Annotated in this window: 12 protein-coding genes; 3 read left to right on the top strand and 9 right to left on the bottom strand. The window is 70.0% G+C overall.

Annotated elements, in window-relative coordinates; all coding sequences use genetic code 11:
• Positions 1-66: 66 nt before the first annotated feature.
• Entirely contained in the window at positions 67-1,254 is a 1,188-nt protein-coding gene (locus tag I3F58_RS21465; RefSeq protein WP_240110292.1) for an HpcH/HpaI aldolase/citrate lyase family protein, read from the bottom strand.
• A gap of 283 nt (positions 1,255-1,537) precedes the next feature.
• On the opposite strand from I3F58_RS21465, the gene I3F58_RS21460 reads away from it, so the two are divergent.
• Positions 1,538-2,611, top strand: coding sequence for a TerD family protein (locus I3F58_RS21460; protein WP_240110291.1), 1,074 nt, complete (start codon positions 1,538-1,540; stop codon positions 2,609-2,611).
• A 27-nt stretch (positions 2,612-2,638) separates the two neighbouring features.
• On the opposite strand, the gene I3F58_RS21455 is transcribed toward I3F58_RS21460, so the two are convergent.
• The 6 genes from I3F58_RS21455 to I3F58_RS21430 all read right to left on the bottom strand — a co-directional run bounded on the left by I3F58_RS21455 (position 2,639) and on the right by I3F58_RS21430 (position 8,207).
• Positions 2,639-3,379, bottom strand: coding sequence for a TerD family protein (locus I3F58_RS21455; protein ID WP_240110315.1), 741 nt, complete (start codon positions 3,377-3,379; stop codon positions 2,639-2,641).
• A gap of 114 nt (positions 3,380-3,493) precedes the next feature.
• A complete protein-coding gene (locus I3F58_RS21450) occupies positions 3,494-4,639 on the bottom strand; it encodes a DUF475 domain-containing protein (RefSeq protein WP_240110290.1) in 1,146 nt (381 codons plus the stop codon).
• Positions 4,640-4,753: 114 nt separating this feature from the next.
• A complete protein-coding gene (locus I3F58_RS21445) occupies positions 4,754-5,329 on the bottom strand; it encodes a TerD family protein (RefSeq protein ID WP_240110289.1) in 576 nt (191 codons plus the stop codon).
• A gap of 1,114 nt (positions 5,330-6,443) precedes the next feature.
• Positions 6,444-7,019: a TerD family protein gene (locus I3F58_RS21440; protein WP_240110288.1), complete on the bottom strand. Its 576-nt coding sequence runs from the start codon at positions 7,017-7,019 to the stop codon at positions 6,444-6,446.
• Between the two features lie 150 nt (positions 7,020-7,169).
• A complete protein-coding gene (locus I3F58_RS21435) occupies positions 7,170-7,628 on the bottom strand; it encodes a peroxiredoxin (RefSeq protein ID WP_240110287.1) in 459 nt (152 codons plus the stop codon).
• Positions 7,629-7,775: 147 nt separating this feature from the next.
• Positions 7,776-8,207, bottom strand: a complete 432-nt coding sequence (locus I3F58_RS21430; protein ID WP_240110286.1) for a DUF3052 domain-containing protein — start codon at positions 8,205-8,207, stop codon at positions 7,776-7,778.
• A gap of 385 nt (positions 8,208-8,592) precedes the next feature.
• Here I3F58_RS21430 and aceE point away from each other — a divergent pair, with 385 nt between their 5' ends.
• Both aceE and I3F58_RS21420 read left to right on the top strand, forming a co-directional pair.
• On the top strand, positions 8,593-11,340 hold the full coding sequence (gene aceE, locus I3F58_RS21425) for a pyruvate dehydrogenase (acetyl-transferring), homodimeric type (protein WP_240110285.1): 2,748 nt from the start codon (positions 8,593-8,595) through the stop codon (positions 11,338-11,340).
• A gap of 102 nt (positions 11,341-11,442) precedes the next feature.
• Entirely contained in the window at positions 11,443-12,264 is an 822-nt protein-coding gene (locus I3F58_RS21420) for a potassium channel family protein (protein WP_374208017.1), read from the top strand.
• Here the strand turns inward: I3F58_RS21420 and I3F58_RS21415 are convergent.
• Together I3F58_RS21415 and I3F58_RS21410 are read right to left on the bottom strand one after the other, a co-directional pair.
• The gene (locus I3F58_RS21415; RefSeq protein WP_240110283.1) at positions 12,245-12,634 is read right to left on the bottom strand and encodes a peptidase inhibitor family I36 protein; all 390 of its coding nucleotides are present in this window, start codon (positions 12,632-12,634) and stop codon (positions 12,245-12,247) included. The two genes, I3F58_RS21420 and I3F58_RS21415, sit on opposite strands and share 20 nt — an antisense overlap.
• Before the next feature lie 176 nt (positions 12,635-12,810).
• Positions 12,811-14,421: an MFS transporter gene (locus I3F58_RS21410; protein ID WP_240110282.1), complete on the bottom strand. Its 1,611-nt coding sequence runs from the start codon at positions 14,419-14,421 to the stop codon at positions 12,811-12,813.
• Between the last annotated feature and the right edge of the window lie 62 nt (positions 14,422-14,483).

Here is a 14,483-nt window from a genome sequence, read left to right as displayed (position 1 = left end):
TCCAGGTGTCCCTCTGCCTCGTGCTCCGAATGACGTGCCTCTTCCCTCTCGGGTCCGGCGAGGAGTTCACCGGACCTCCAGTCCCGCCGCGAGCAGCTCCACGAACCCCACGTCCGCCTGGGCCACGCCGAACACCTCGGCCCGCCGGAGCGTGCGCTCCGCCCACGCGCGGTGCGGCTTCACCTCGTTCATCTTGTTGGTGTACGCGGACCGCATCACACCGCCGCCGTTCCGTTCGGGGTGCAGGATGTCCCGCGCGTCGCTGTACTCCTCGTGACTCACCACCGAGAGCGCGTGCACGGGCTGGACGTGCGACGGGTGGATGCAGGTCTTCCCGAGCAGCCCGTTGGCCCGGTCCAGTTCGATCTCGCGCAGCAGCCCGTCCATGTCGTGCTCGATGAGCGCGGTGCGCAGCGCGTCGGCGCTGCCCTCCATGAAGGGGCTGCGGCGCAGCATCGGCTTGAACATGCGCTCATGGAGCCGGAAGTACTCCCATACGGGCCCGGTGACGGTGAAGCCGGTGCCGTCGGCGCGGCCGAGGACGTTGACGACGTCCGCGATGACATGGGCGACGATCTGCACGTCGTACGCGGTCATGTCGGGGGAGCGGCGCAGGCCGTACGCGGAGCAGAAGTCGGTGACGCCGAGGCGCAGTGCGAGGACCCGGTCGCGGTGTGCGGAGACACAGCGGGCGATCCCGGCGAGGGCGTCGGCGCGGGTCTCCAGGTGCAGCAGTTCGGGCGACTCCAGGACCGGCATCGCGTACAGGGGCCGCCCGCCGAGCCTCTCGGCCGAGCGCGGGTCGGCCTCGGCCTCGGTCAGGGCCTCCAGGAAGGGCGCACCGCGCTTCTCGGTGAACTTGGGCAGTACGAATCCGGACAGCAGCCGCAGGGCCGGGCCGAGGCGCCGGGTGAGGTCCGGGATCTGCCCGGGTTCGCGGACGCGGACGAACAGCAGCGGCGGCTCGCTCCCACGTTCGTGGAGGTCGGTGAGCTGGCGGACCAGGTTGGCCTCGGCCGCCCCCACGTCGCCGTCGTCGATGGAGTCCTCCAGGCAGAGGACCATGGACACGACGCCGCGCGCGACCTGCTTGAGTATGTCGTCCGCGAGCCGGGGGCGGGTGGCCGGGCTGTAGAGGGTGGCACCGAGCGCCGTCGACAGCACGGGGGCCGGGGATCCGGAGTCGAATCGACAGGGCTCCCGGTGGAAGAGCCCAGCACGGGCAACTGACGAGATATGCCCGAAATGACGCATGCGGTGTCCCCGTACTGGTCCGGCGCGCACGGGGGTACGGTCCGGATCGCTGTGATGACGTGTGGCCGGTAATAGTACGTAAGGCCGGGTGTCGGCGGTTCCCCTCCGGTGTGAACGGCGGATGTCCTGCGGCAGTCGCTCCGCAGCCGTACGACAGTCGTACGGGAGCCGCAAGGCGTCAAGGCACCGTCACGGTGCCCTGTGACCGCGGCTCCCGGCGGCTCCCGCGTGGCGGACCGGCCCCGCGTTGTCCGCCGGGCCGGGCGCCAGGCAGGATGACGGCATGACGCACACGATGCTGAAGGGCTCGAACGTCCCGCTCGACGCCACGGCCGTACGGGCCGTACTGCACTGGACCCCCGGCACGGGGGTTCCCGACGTGGATGTGTCGGCCCTCCTGCTCGGCCCGGACGGGCGGGTGCGTTCCGACGAGGACTTCGTCTTCTACAACCAGCCGCGCCACCCGTCGGGGCTGGTGCGGCACCTGCCGAAGCAGCGAGTGGAGGACGGGCTGACGGACACCGTCCGGGTGGATCTGTCCGTTATGGACGTGTCCGTGGACCAGGTGGTGATCGCGGCGTCCTCGGACGGCGACACCTTCGCCCGCGTGCCGGACCTGCGGATCGCGCTGTTCGACGCCGCCGTGGACCCGGCGGACGAGGACGCCGAGCCGCTGGCGCTGTTCGAGGTGCGGCCGGAGACCGGCGAGGAGACGGCCATCATCTGCGGTGAGCTGTACCGCCGCGGCGAGGGCTGGAAGTTCCGCGCGGTGGGGCAGGGCTATCCGACCGGCCTCATCGGCCTGGCCACGGCGTTCGGCATCTCGGTGGACGAGGCGGAGGACGGCGCGGACGGCGGCGCGCCCCGGGCGGCAGGGCCCTTGGACGGGTCGGCGGACGCGGTAGGCGTCGACGAGGGCGCGGCGGGCGGCGGGGCGACAGGCGCCGCTCCCGGCGCGGATCGGAACCCTGCGGACTCCGGTGACACGGACTGGAGCCGCGCGGACTCCGGCGAGGGCCGGGGCGATGCGGGCGCGCCCGACGACGCCACTGCCGCGCTCCCGGCCCGCCCGTCGGCCCCGCCGCCCTCGGCGCCGGACCTCCCGCCCGCGCCGACGGCCCCGCCCGCGTACGGCTACCCGCATGCCGCAGCGGGGCCGGCCCAGCCCGCGTACGGGTATCCGCAGTCGGCCTCGGCACCCCCGTACGACTCCGCGCGGCCCGCGTACGGCTACCCGCATCCGCAGCCGGCCCACGCCGCCGCGGGGGCGGCGCCCGACGCCCCGGTGGCCGGGGCACCGGGGCCGGACGCGCAGTTCCAGCTTCCGCCGATGGGGCCGCAGTTCCTGCGCGCCTGACGGGCGGGGCGTCCCGGCGGTGCGGGGTCAGGCCTTTCCGGCCTTGACGCCCCTCCCCCACTGCATGCCCCACCCGTACATCCGGTCCAGTTCACCCTGGAAGCCGTAGACGAACTTCACCTCGCGCCGCACCAGCAGCTCGCCCTTGACGTTCTCCAGCAGGAACACGGCGCAGGAGCGGGCCTCGGGGGCACGCTCGTCGAGATCGATCTCGATGCGCGGGCCGTGGCCCGGGTAGAGCGTCATCTTGGCGTGCGTTCGGTCGAACGCCGGAGTCTGGTCGTAGATGTAGACGAAGAACAGCAGTCGCCGGATCTCCTCGCGGTGATCGAGGTTGACGAAGATCGTCTCACCGGAGCCGGAGCCGAACCGGTCGTCTCCGCTGTGCTTGACGTACGGCGCGCTGTTGAGGTCGCCGTAGAACTCACCGAGTGCCTGGACCACGCCCTTGCTGCCGTCCGCGAGTTCGTACAGGCAGCCGAGGTCGAGGTCGACGGTCGCCACGCCCTGGGTGTGCGCCTGGACGGGCTCGGGCTGGAAGAACTTGAGCGGGTGCCGCAGCAGCCGTCCGCTCTGCCGTCGGCGGTCCTCGATGTCGGAGGTCCGCATCTGCCAGGAGAGGTTGACACGGAGGTTGCCGACGGCGCCGCCCTGCTTGCTCAGCGAGATCGTCGGGCGCCGCCGTGTCAGGTCGATCGCATTGCCCGCCGCACCGACCAGATCGAACTGCGCGGCTCTGTTCGGCCGGAGACTGTCCAGGAAGCCCATGCCCACCCCCATCTTCATACGCCTACGCCACGGGGCGGCCGGGAGCACCCCGGCCGCCCCGTTCAGAAGCGTTCCGCATCGGCGGGGCGGTCACACCCGCCCCGGCCCCGGGTCTCAGACCCCGGACGAGACCTTGGCCTTCTCGTCGGGTCCTTCGGCGTTCCCCTCGGCCGCCTCGACCAGCTTGTTGCGGCGGATCGACGACAGGAAGGACGCAGCGATCAGGAAGACACCGATGAGACCGGTGATGACCTCGGGGATCTCGTACCGGATGGTGACGAGCAGGATCGCGGCGAGCGCGCCGATCGCGTAGTGCGCGCCGTGCTCCAGGTACACGTACTCGTCGAGGGTGCCCTGGCGGACCAGGTAGACGGTGAGCGACCGGACGTACATGGCGCCGATGCCGAGGCCGAGCGCCATCCAGAAGATGTGGTTGGTGATGGCGAAGGCACCGATGACGCCGTCGAAGGAGAACGAGGCGTCGAGGACCTCCAGGTACAGGAACAGGAAGAAGGCCGCCTTGCCGGCCAGGCCCACGGCGGAGACCTGCTTGCCCTCCCGTTTGGCCTTCTCCTCCTCCTCGTGCTCGCGCTCCTCCTCTTCCTCCAGCTTGTCCTCGAAGTAGCCGGAGAGACCGCCCACCACGAGGTACGTGATGAGGCCCGCGACACCGGAGAGCAGGACCGTGGACGTCTTGTCCATGGCGCCGGTGCTGGTGTGGGCGTGGTTGGCGAACATGAGGGCGCTGCCCAGCAGCACGATCAGGGCGATGCAGACCGACAGCATGTCGATCTTGCCGAGCTTGGCCAGCGGGCGCTCGATCCAGCGGAGCCAGGTGAACTCGCGCTCCTCGAAGATGAAGTCGAGGAAGATCATCAGGAGGAACATGCCACCGAACGCGGCGATGGCCGCGTGCGCGTCGGTGACCAGATCCTGGTACTGGTCCGGCTTGTCCAGGGCGAGCTGGACGGCCTCGATGGGCCCGACGCTGGCGCTGACGGCGACGATCACGACGGGGAAGACCAGCCGCATGCCGAAGACCGCGATCAGAATGCCGATGGTCAGGAAGATGCGCTGCCAGAAGGCGTTCATCTTCTTGAGGATCCCGGCGTTGACGACCGCATTGTCGAAGGAGAGGGAGATTTCGAGGACCGACAGGATCAGGACGATCCCGAACGCCTCCCAACCCCACGCCCAGGCGGCGAAGGCAAGGCCGGCCGCCGTCACGGCGAACGACCACCCGAAGGTTTTCAGAACCACTGGTTACCCCATCGTGTGTTGGAGGTTCTCGCGGACAGGACTCGGCGGAGAGGCCCCGGGTGGGACTCCTCCGCGGCGAGTGCACCGGTCCTTGATCGAACCCTGGAGCAAGCTTTACGCGACATTGACTCCGAAGTCTAGAGCGATGCCCCGGAGCCCCGAGGCGTACCCCTGACCCACGGCCCGGAACTTCCATTCGCCGCCATAGCGGTAGAGCTCACCGAAGATCATCGCGGTCTCGGTGGAGGCGTCCTCGCTGAGGTCGTAGCGCGCCAGCTCCTGACCGTCGGACTGGTTCACCACGCGGATGAACGCATTGCTGACCTGCCCGAAGGTCTGTCCCCGGTTATCGGCCTCGTGGATCGAGACCGGGAAAATAATCTTGTCGCAGTGGGCCGGGACCATGGTGAGGTCCACGATCAGGGACTCGTCGTCGCCGTCGCCCTCACCGGTGAGGTTGTCGCCCGTGTGCGTGACGGACCCGTCCGGGCTGACCAGGTTGTTGTAGAAGATGAACCACTCGTCGCCGAGGACCCTGCCGGCCTGGCAGAGGAGAGCGCTGGCGTCGAGATCGAAGGGCGCTCCGGTGGTGGAGCGCGCGTCCCAGCCGAGCCCGACCAGGACCTGGGTCAGGTTGGGTGCGGCTTTGGAGAGGGAGACATTGCCTCCCTTGGCGAGCGTGACGCCCATGAGATGTTCCTCCCCGATGACGTGCTGATGTGTCGTACATCCATATGACGCCGAAGCGCGTGGTCCGACTGCACCTGACTGGCTGTGCGCTGTCCCCCCGTGCGACGCGTCGCGTGGTGTGTCCCCATGGTGCCCTGTCCTGGCCCACCTGCACCGCACGGTACGCCAAAGCCCCGCCCGGACACCCCATCCCCCGCCTCAAACCCGAACACACGATCCCCCTTCGCCCCGAACCCCGGGGACGGGGACCCGGGCCCTGGTCTCCGGGCCCGGCGACCGGGGCCAGGACCTCGGGGCCCGGACCTCGCGCACACCGGAACTCCGCCAGCCGGTACCGCACCCAGCACCCCGGCACGCGAGCCCGGTCCCGGGGCCCGTCGGGTCACACCCGGCGGCCGGCGCCGCGGCCACCACCCGCCCGGACGCCCCGTCGAGGGCTCGGGAGCCGACCGGCCGGGAGGCGAGCCCCGGGTGGCCGCGCCCCGCGCCCGGGCGCACCTGCGTTCTGGGCCCCGGTCGACGGCGGTCGAGGGGCAGGCGGCCTCGCGTAGCTCGGGCGGGGGGGGCGAACACCCGGACGGCCCGCGCGGCCGGACTGTCCGCCGCGCGGCATCGGCCCGCCGGGATCCGGTCACCCCGCCGGACCCGGCCCACCGCGGCGGGCGCACGGACGGGCACGCCTACGGGCTGCCGGACAGCCCCATGGCCGACCGCCCCGGCAGCCTGCCCCGGAGGTTCCGGACGGGCTGCGGGCCGCCGTCCGCACAGCCGACCGGCACGGCAGCCCGGCGGCACGCCACCGGCCGGTGAAAGGCCGGCTGAGGCGAACGGCCCGACGGGCGAGCTGCCGGAGAGCCGGATGTCCCGAGGGCCGGAGAGCCGCGGACCGGGTGCGCGCCACCCGGGCAGCCGACGGGCTGCCCGGCAGCAGTCGGCAGCCGTGTGACCCCGGCGTCCGGACCCGGGCGTGCGGCCATGCGCGGCTCTGGGCGAGCGGCCGGGCGGCCGGGCGGCCGGATCGCCGCGCCGACAGCCCCGTCCGGTCCGAACGCCGAGGTAGGGCACGGCACCGCCCGGCGCGGCCGCTGCGCCGTCCCTGCTCAGACCGCTCGGTTCAGACGTTCACACCGAAGTCCTGCGCGATGCCACGCAGGCCCGACGCGTAGCCCTGGCCGATCGCGCGGAACTTCCACTCCGCGCCGTGCCGGTACAGCTCACCGAAGACCATCGCGGTCTCCGTGGACGCGTCCTCGCTCAGGTCGTACCGCGCCAGCTCCTCGCCGTTCGACTGGTTCACGACGCGGATGAACGCGTTGCGGACCTGGCCGAAGGACTGCTGGCGTGTCTCGGCGTCGTAGATCGAGACCGGGAAGACGATCTTGTCCACGTCGGCCGGAACCCCGGCCAGGTTGACCTTGATGGCCTCGTCGTCGCCCTCGCCCTCGCCGGTGAGGTTGTCACCGGTGTGTTCCACAGAGCCGTCGGGGCTCCGGAGGTTGTTGAAGAAGACGAAGTTGCCGTCGGTGCCGACCTTGCCCTGGGCGTTCAGCAGCAGAGCGCTGGCGTCCAGGTCGAAGTCCGTACCGGTGGTGGTACGGACGTCCCAGCCCAGGCCGACGGTGACGGCGGTCAGGTTGGGTGCGGCCTTGGTCAGTGAGACGTTGCCGCCCTTGCTGAGGCTGACTCCCACGAGTCCCTCCAGTGGTGTCCAGGGGCAGCGCCCCCGTGGTGCATTGGCATCGGATCAACGACTGGATCCTAGTGACGGGTTCCCGTCCTGAGCAGGCTCTTGGCCCGACACGTCACACCCGCCCCCGCCGGGCGCGGGCCGGTACGCCACTCAGAGCGTGTCGAGAGCCTTGACGTACTCGTTCAGGTCACGCGCGTCCGGCAGGCCGTTCACGACCGTCCAGCGCACGATGCCGTCCTTGTCGATGATGAAGGTGCCGCGTACCGCGCAGCCCTTCTCCTCGTCGAAGACCCCGTAGGCGCGGGAGACCTCGCCGTGCGGCCAGAAGTCGGACACCAGCGGGTAGTCCAGCCCCTCCTGCTCCGCGAAGACGCGCAGGCTGAAGATGGAGTCGGCGGAGACCGCGAGCAGCTGGGTGTCCTCGTTCACGAAGCGCGGCAGCTGGTCGCGCAGCGCGCACAGCTCGCCCGTGCAGACGCCGGTGAAGGCGAAGGGGTAGAAGAGCAGCACCACGTTCTTCTCGCCGCGGTAGTCGCTGAGCCGCACGGTGCGCCCGTGGTGGTCCTTCAGCTCGAAGTCCGGGGCCTTGGTGCCGACCTCGATCGCCATGGCAAACGCATCCCTTCGGTGGACTGACGCGTGCTGGACTGGCACGCGGGGTCCACCCTACGCACAGGGCCCCCGCCGATGTGCTCGGCGGGGGCCTCTCGACTGCGAAGCCTCGGCCACGGGTACCGGCGGGGACGCCGGTGGCGGTCAGCGCTTCTTTGCCGCCGCCTTCGGGGTGAGCAGGCGGCAGCCCGCCCAGTCCTTGCCTGCGCTGATGCTCTTGGTCTGGGACAGGCCGGCGGTGGTGGCGGCCTCACCGATGTCGCTCGGCTCGACGTATCCGTCGCGGCCGGTCTTCGGGGTGAGCAGCAGGATCGAGCCGCCCTCTTCCATGTACGCGATGGAGTCCACCAGCGCATCAGTAAGGTCCCCGTCGTCCTCGCGGAACCAGAGCACCACGGCGTCGGCCACGTCGTCGTAGTCCTCGTCGACGAGCTCGGTGCCGGTTGCGGCTTCGATGGCCTCGCGGAGCTCCTGGTCGACGTCTTCGTCGTAGCCGATCTCCTGGACCACCTGGTCGGGCTGGAAGCCCAGCCTTACGGCCAGGTTCGTCTCCGCGTGGTCCGCGGTCGCGCTCACGGCTTGCCTCCTGATCATGAATGGGAAAGTACTTCAGCCGCGCGCGTACGCGTGGCATGGGGCGTAGTCCACACGTGCTGGGCGGATCGCGCAAGTACCCGGCGACGTAGACCGCCGAAACGGTGACTTTTGGGGCCGTCCTGCCGCAACACCCGGCACCCTTGCGTCCGGGTCCGCGACATGCACCACACCTCTTGACCCACTTTAGGGCGTTGTATGCCGGACACCCTGCGCGGGGGCGCACGAGATACTCCTGCCCTCGGCGCGACCAGGGTGTTACCCCCCGGTAAAGATGACGTACGGGCCCCGGAGGTACACGATGGTGGCGACCACTCGTCCTCCTCTCCATATCTCCCTGTAGGCAACCGAGCAGCGAAGGAACAGCGTGGCTTCCGCATCCGATCGCAACCCGATCATCATTGGCGGCCTGCCCAGCCAGGTCCCGGACTTCGATCCCGAAGAGACCCGGGAGTGGCTCGACTCCCTCGACGCCGCCGTCGACGAGCGGGGCCGCGAACGTGCCCGCTATCTGATGCTCCGCCTGATCGAGCGGGCCCGTGAGAAGCGCGTGGCCGTGCCCGAGATGCGCAGCACGGACTACGTCAACACCATCGCCACCAAGGACGAGCCGTTCTTCCCCGGCAACGAGGAGATCGAACGGCGGATCCTCAACGCGACCCGTTGGAACGCCGCCGTGATGGTGTCCCGCGCTCAGCGCCCCGGCATCGGCGTCGGCGGCCACATCGCGACCTTCGCCTCCTCGGCCTCCCTCTACGACGTCGGCTTCAACCATTTCTTCCGGGGCAAGGACGGGGGAGACGGCGGAGACCAGATCTTCTTCCAGGGCCACGCGTCACCGGGCATCTACGCACGCGCCTTCCTGCTGGACCGGCTCTCCGACGAACACCTGGACGGCTTCCGCCAGGAGAAGTCGAAGGCACCCTACGGTCTGTCGTCGTATCCGCACCCCCGGCTGATGCCGGACTTCTGGGAGTTCCCGACGGTCTCCATGGGGCTGGGTCCGATCGGCGCGATCTACCAGGCCCGGATGAACCGCTATATGCACGCGCGGGGCATCGCCGACACCTCTCAGTCCCATGTCTGGGCGTTCCTGGGCGACGGTGAGATGGACGAGCCGGAGTCGCTGGGCCAGCTCACCCTGGCCGCCCGTGAGGGCCTGGACAACCTGACCTTCGTCGTCAACTGCAACCTCCAGCGGCTCGACGGCCCGGTGCGCGGCAACGGCAAGGTCATCCAGGAGCTGGAGTCGGTGTTCCGCGGCGCCGGCTGGAATGTGATCAAGCTGATCTGGGACCGCTCCTGGGACCCGCTGCTGGCGCAGGACCGGGACGGCATCCTGGTCAACAAGATGAACACCACTCCGGACGGCCAGTTCCAGACGTATGCCACGGAGACCGGCGCCTACATCCGGGAGCACTTCTTCGGGGACGACCACCGGCTGCGGGCCATGGTGGAGGGGATGACCGACGACCGGATCCTCCACCTGGGGCGCGGCGGTCACGACCACCGGAAGATCTACGCGGCCTATGCGGCGGCCCGGGCCCACAAGGGCCAGCCGACGGTGATCCTCGCCAAGACGATCAAGGGCTGGACGCTGGGTCCGAACTTCGAGGGCCGCAACGCGACGCACCAGATGAAGAAGCTGACGGTCGACGACCTGAAGCGTTTCCGGGACCGGCTTCACCTGCCGATCTCCGACAGTGACCTGGAGTCGGGCCCGCCCCCGTACTACCACCCGGGCCAGGACTCGGAGGAGATCCAGTACATGCACGACCGCCGCAATGCGCTGGGCGGGTATGTGCCGACCCGGGTCGTGCGGTCGAAGCCGCTGGTGCTGCCGGACGACAAGACGTACGCGGCGATGAAGAAGGGGTCCGGGCAGCAGTCGATCGCGACGACGATGGCGTTCGTCCGGCTTCTGAAGGACCTGATGCGGGACAAGGAGATCGGACGGCGTTTCGTCCTGATCGCGCCGGACGAGTACCGCACGTTCGGCATGGACTCGTTCTTCCCGAGCGCCAAGATCTACAACCCGCTGGGCCAGCAGTACGAGGCGGTGGACCGCGAACTGCTGCTGGCGTACAAGGAGTCCCCGACCGGGCAGATGCTGCATGACGGCATCTCGGAGGCGGGCTGCACGGCGTCGCTGATCGCGGCGGGTTCCGCGTACGCCACGCACGGCGAGCCGCTGATCCCGGTGTACGTCTTCTACTCGATGTTCGGTTTCCAGCGGACCGGCGACCAGTTCTGGCAGATGGCCGACCAGTTGGCGCGCGGTTTCGTTCTCGGCGCGACCGCGGGCCGTACGACGCTGACCGGCGAGGGCCTGCAGCACGCGGACGGCCACTCGCAGCTTCTGGCGTCGACGAACCCGGGGTGTGTCGCGTACGACCCGGCGTTCGGCTTCGAGATCGCGTACATCGTCAAGGACGGTCTGCGGCGGATGTACGGCTCGTCGGAGGAGCACCCGCACGGCGAGGACGTCTTCTACTACCTGACCGTCTACAACGAGCCGATCCAGCACCCGGCGGAGCCGGCGGACGTGGATGCCGAGGGCATCGTCCGGGGCATCCACCGCTTCCGGGCCGGGGAGTCCGGCGCGGTTCCGGCGCAGATCATGGCCTCCGGCGTGGCCGTGCCGTGGGCCCTGGAGGCGCAGCGGATCCTGGCGGAGGACTGGAACGTGCGCGCCGACGTGTGGTCCGCGACCTCCTGGAACGAGCTGCGTCGCGAGGCGGTGCAGGCGGAGGAGTACAACCTGCTGCACCCGGAGGAGGAGCCCCGCGTTCCGTACGTGACGCGCAAGCTGTCGCACGCCGAGGGCCCGTTCGTGGCCGTCTCGGACTGGATGCGGTCGGTCCCCGACCAGATCGCGCGCTGGGTGCCGGGGCCGTACACCTCGCTGGGCGCGGACGGCTTCGGTTTCGCGGACACCCGTGGTGCGGCCCGCCGGTTCTTCCACATCGACGCGGAGTCCATCGTGCTGGCGGTGCTCACGGAACTGTCCCGGCAGGGGCAGATGGACCGCTCGGTGCTGAAGCAGGCGGTGGACCGCTATCGGCTGCTGGATGTGACGGCCGCCGATCCCGGCGCGGCGGGCGGCGACGCCTGACGCGGGAGCCGGTGCGCCACTGCGCCGGCGCGGCGGGGAGTTCGAGCGCCCGGGCGCCCGGGCTCCCCGTTCACCCTGGCCGGTTCCCAGCGCTCCTCTACTATGCGCGGCATGACTGAACCGAGGACGCAGATCCGGTGGGAGGAGCGCACGCAGAGGCCGCTGTTCGCGCTGGCGCTGGCGTTCGGCATCGCGTACGCGGTGCCGATCGTCGCGCCGGACGCCGATCCGTGGGTGCGATCGCTGTGCACGGCGGTGGAGTGGGTGGTGTGGGGCGCCTTCGCCGTCGACTACATCGTGCGGCTCGTGGTGTCCCCGGCTCGTTGGGAGTTCGTACGCGGGCACTGGCTGGACCTCCTGTCGGTGCTGCTTCCGCTGCTGCAGCCGCTGCGGCTGCTGCGGCTGGTGTCGACGCTGATGCTGGTGGGGCGGCGGGCCCGGATGGCGTCGCAGATCCGGCTGACGACGTATGTGGCGGGCGCCGTCACGGGTCTGCTGATGTTCGGTTCGCTGGCGGTGCTCCAGGTGGAGCGGGACGCGCCGGACGGAAACATCAAGACGCTGGGTGACGCGGTCTGGTGGTCGTTCACGACGATGACGACCGTGGGCTACGGTGACCACTCCCCCACCACGGGCCTGGGGCGGCTTCTCGCGGTGGGGCTGATGCTGTCGGGCATCGCACTGCTCGGTGTGGTCACGGCGAACATCGCCGCGTGGTTCATCTCCCGTTTCGAGCGCGACGACGCCGAGGAGCGGCACCAGACGGCACTGCTGGAGGCCCTCACACTGGAGGTGCGGGAGTTGCGGGCCGAGGTCGCCCGGCTTTCCGGAGAACCGGGCGACGGTCAACGTCCGGGACTGCTGTCGGGATGTGCCCTTCCGGAGCAGGACGGCGACTCCGAGTTCAGTTCTCCCAGATCTTGAAGGCCCGCACCTGGTGGGTCGAGCGGGGCACCCAGGTGCCGCCGCCGGGGTAGGTGTCGAACTCGCCCGTCTCGGCGCAGGCAGCGGACTGATAGGTGGTGACGGGGCGACCGGTCCGGTTGGCGAATGACGTGGCGGTGGTTCCGTCGGGGAGCGGGACGCAGCTCTCGATGTCGGTGTCTGCCAGCTCGAAGGCGAGTCGATTCCCTTCGAACTCCTCCTTCGGCCAGAGGCAGAGCTGTCCGCTCCCGCAGGCGCCGAGAGGGGGCCCGGCGGCACCGGCCGGCGCGGCGGCGGGGAGGAGGGTGAGAGCCAGCGCACCGGCGGTGAGGGCGGTGGCCGTGAGGACGGTTCGTGTGGTCGTACGCATGGTGGTGAACCCCCGAGATCGTGACGCTCTGTATCGGAATCCTTCCCATAGCCTGACGCTGCGTGATGCCCGAGGGGAAGAGGGCGCGAGGTGATCCACTCGTACGGGTGACGACGGCAGACATGCGGCAGGCCCCGGCACGGGAGCGGGTGTGCCGGGGCCCGATGAGCCTGAAGTCAGATGTGGACGCCGCCTCCGCCCGCGCCCGCGTTGGCGCCGGGCTTGGTGAGGGTGGCGACGAGGGCGGCCACGACTGCGACGACTCCGGCGACTGTGAAGGCCGTCCCCATGCCGGACAGGAAGGTGTCGTGGATGACCTTCGTGACCGCGGCGAGCATGTCAGGGGTCATCCCGGGGGCCTGGGCCAGCTCGTCCGGGACGATGCCGAACTCAGCCGCCTGCTCGAGCCTGGGGTCCGGCGGAACGGGGATGCCCGCGGCCGTCCAGTTTCCCGCGAAGTCCGCACTGACCTTGGACGACATCACGGCGCCCAGCACGGCCGTACCCAGCGCGCCGCCGACCTGCATCGCCGCCTGCTGCAGACCACCGGCCACACCCGACAGCTCCAGCGGCGCGTTGCCGACGATGACCTCGGTCGCACCCACCATCACCGGAGCCAGGCCAAGGCCCAGCAGAGCGAACCACAGGGACGTGGCGAACGTGCCGGTCTCCGAGGCCAGGGAGAGCATCCCGAACATGGCCGCGGCCGTGAACACCATGCCGCCCACCAGCGGGATCCGCGGCCCGAACCTGGTGATGAGCGCCCCTGCGAGCGGTGAGGAGACGATCATCATGCCGGTCAGCGGCAGCAGCCGCAGTCCGCTGTCGACCGGACTCAGCCCCTTGACGCCCTGAAGGTAGAAGGTCACGAAGAACAGCCCGCCCATGAAGGCGAAGGCCATGAGGATCATCAGGACGACGCCCGCGGAGAGCGGGACGGAGCGGAACAGGCCCAGCGGGATGAGCGGCTCCCGTGCCCGCGTCTGCCAGAGGGCGAAGAGCGCGAAGAGGACGACGGCACCGATGAGGAAGCCCCACGTCTTGCCGCTGCCCCAGCCCCAGCTCTCACCGGCCTTGATGATGCCCCAGATGAGGGAGGCCATGGCTGCGGACAGCAGCAGGATGCCGAGGAGGTCGAAGGAGCGGGGCGCGTTCTGCGCCCGGTGGTCCCTGAGGATCACCAGCCCCATGAGCAGCGCGACCACGCCGACGGGCACGTTGATGAAGAACACCGACTGCCAGCTCACGTGCTCGACGAGCAGACCGCCGACGATCGGGCCGCCCGCGGTGGAGGCGCCGATGACCATGCCCCAGATGCCGATCGCCATGTTCAGCTTCTCGGCGGGGAAGGTGGCACGCAGCAGGCCGAGCGCCGCCGGCATCAGCAGTGCGCCGAACAGGCCCTGCAGCACGCGGAAGGCGATGACCAGGGCGATCGAGCCGGAAAGACCGATCGCGGCGGACGCGGCGGCGAACCCGGCGATGCCTATGAGGAAGGTCTGGCGGTGACCGAAGCGGTCACCGAGCTTGCCCGCGGTGACCAGCGCCACGGCAAGGGCGAGCAGATAGCCGTTGGTGATCCACTGGACGTCCGCGAGCGACGCGCCAAGGTCCTGCTGGATCGCGGGGTTGGCGATGGCGACGATGGTGCCGTCGAGCGCGACCATCATGACGCCCACAGCCACGGCGAAGAGGGTCCCCCACGGACGGCCGCGCAGACCGCCGGCCGGGGCGGGCGCCGGGTCGGGGCTGCCCGGCGCCTTGTCGAGGATGGTCTGACCAGTCATACCGGCGAGACTAGAGACAGTCGCTGACAATTGACAAAGCAATTCACACGTCAGTAGCTGTC

The organism is Streptomyces sp. MUM 203J, assembly GCF_022414595.1.
In the GTDB taxonomy this organism is placed as follows: Bacteria; Actinomycetota; Actinomycetes; order Streptomycetales; family Streptomycetaceae; genus Streptomyces.
Note: the sequence above shows the minus strand (reverse complement) of the source record. Positions and strands in the feature narration are given on the sequence as shown.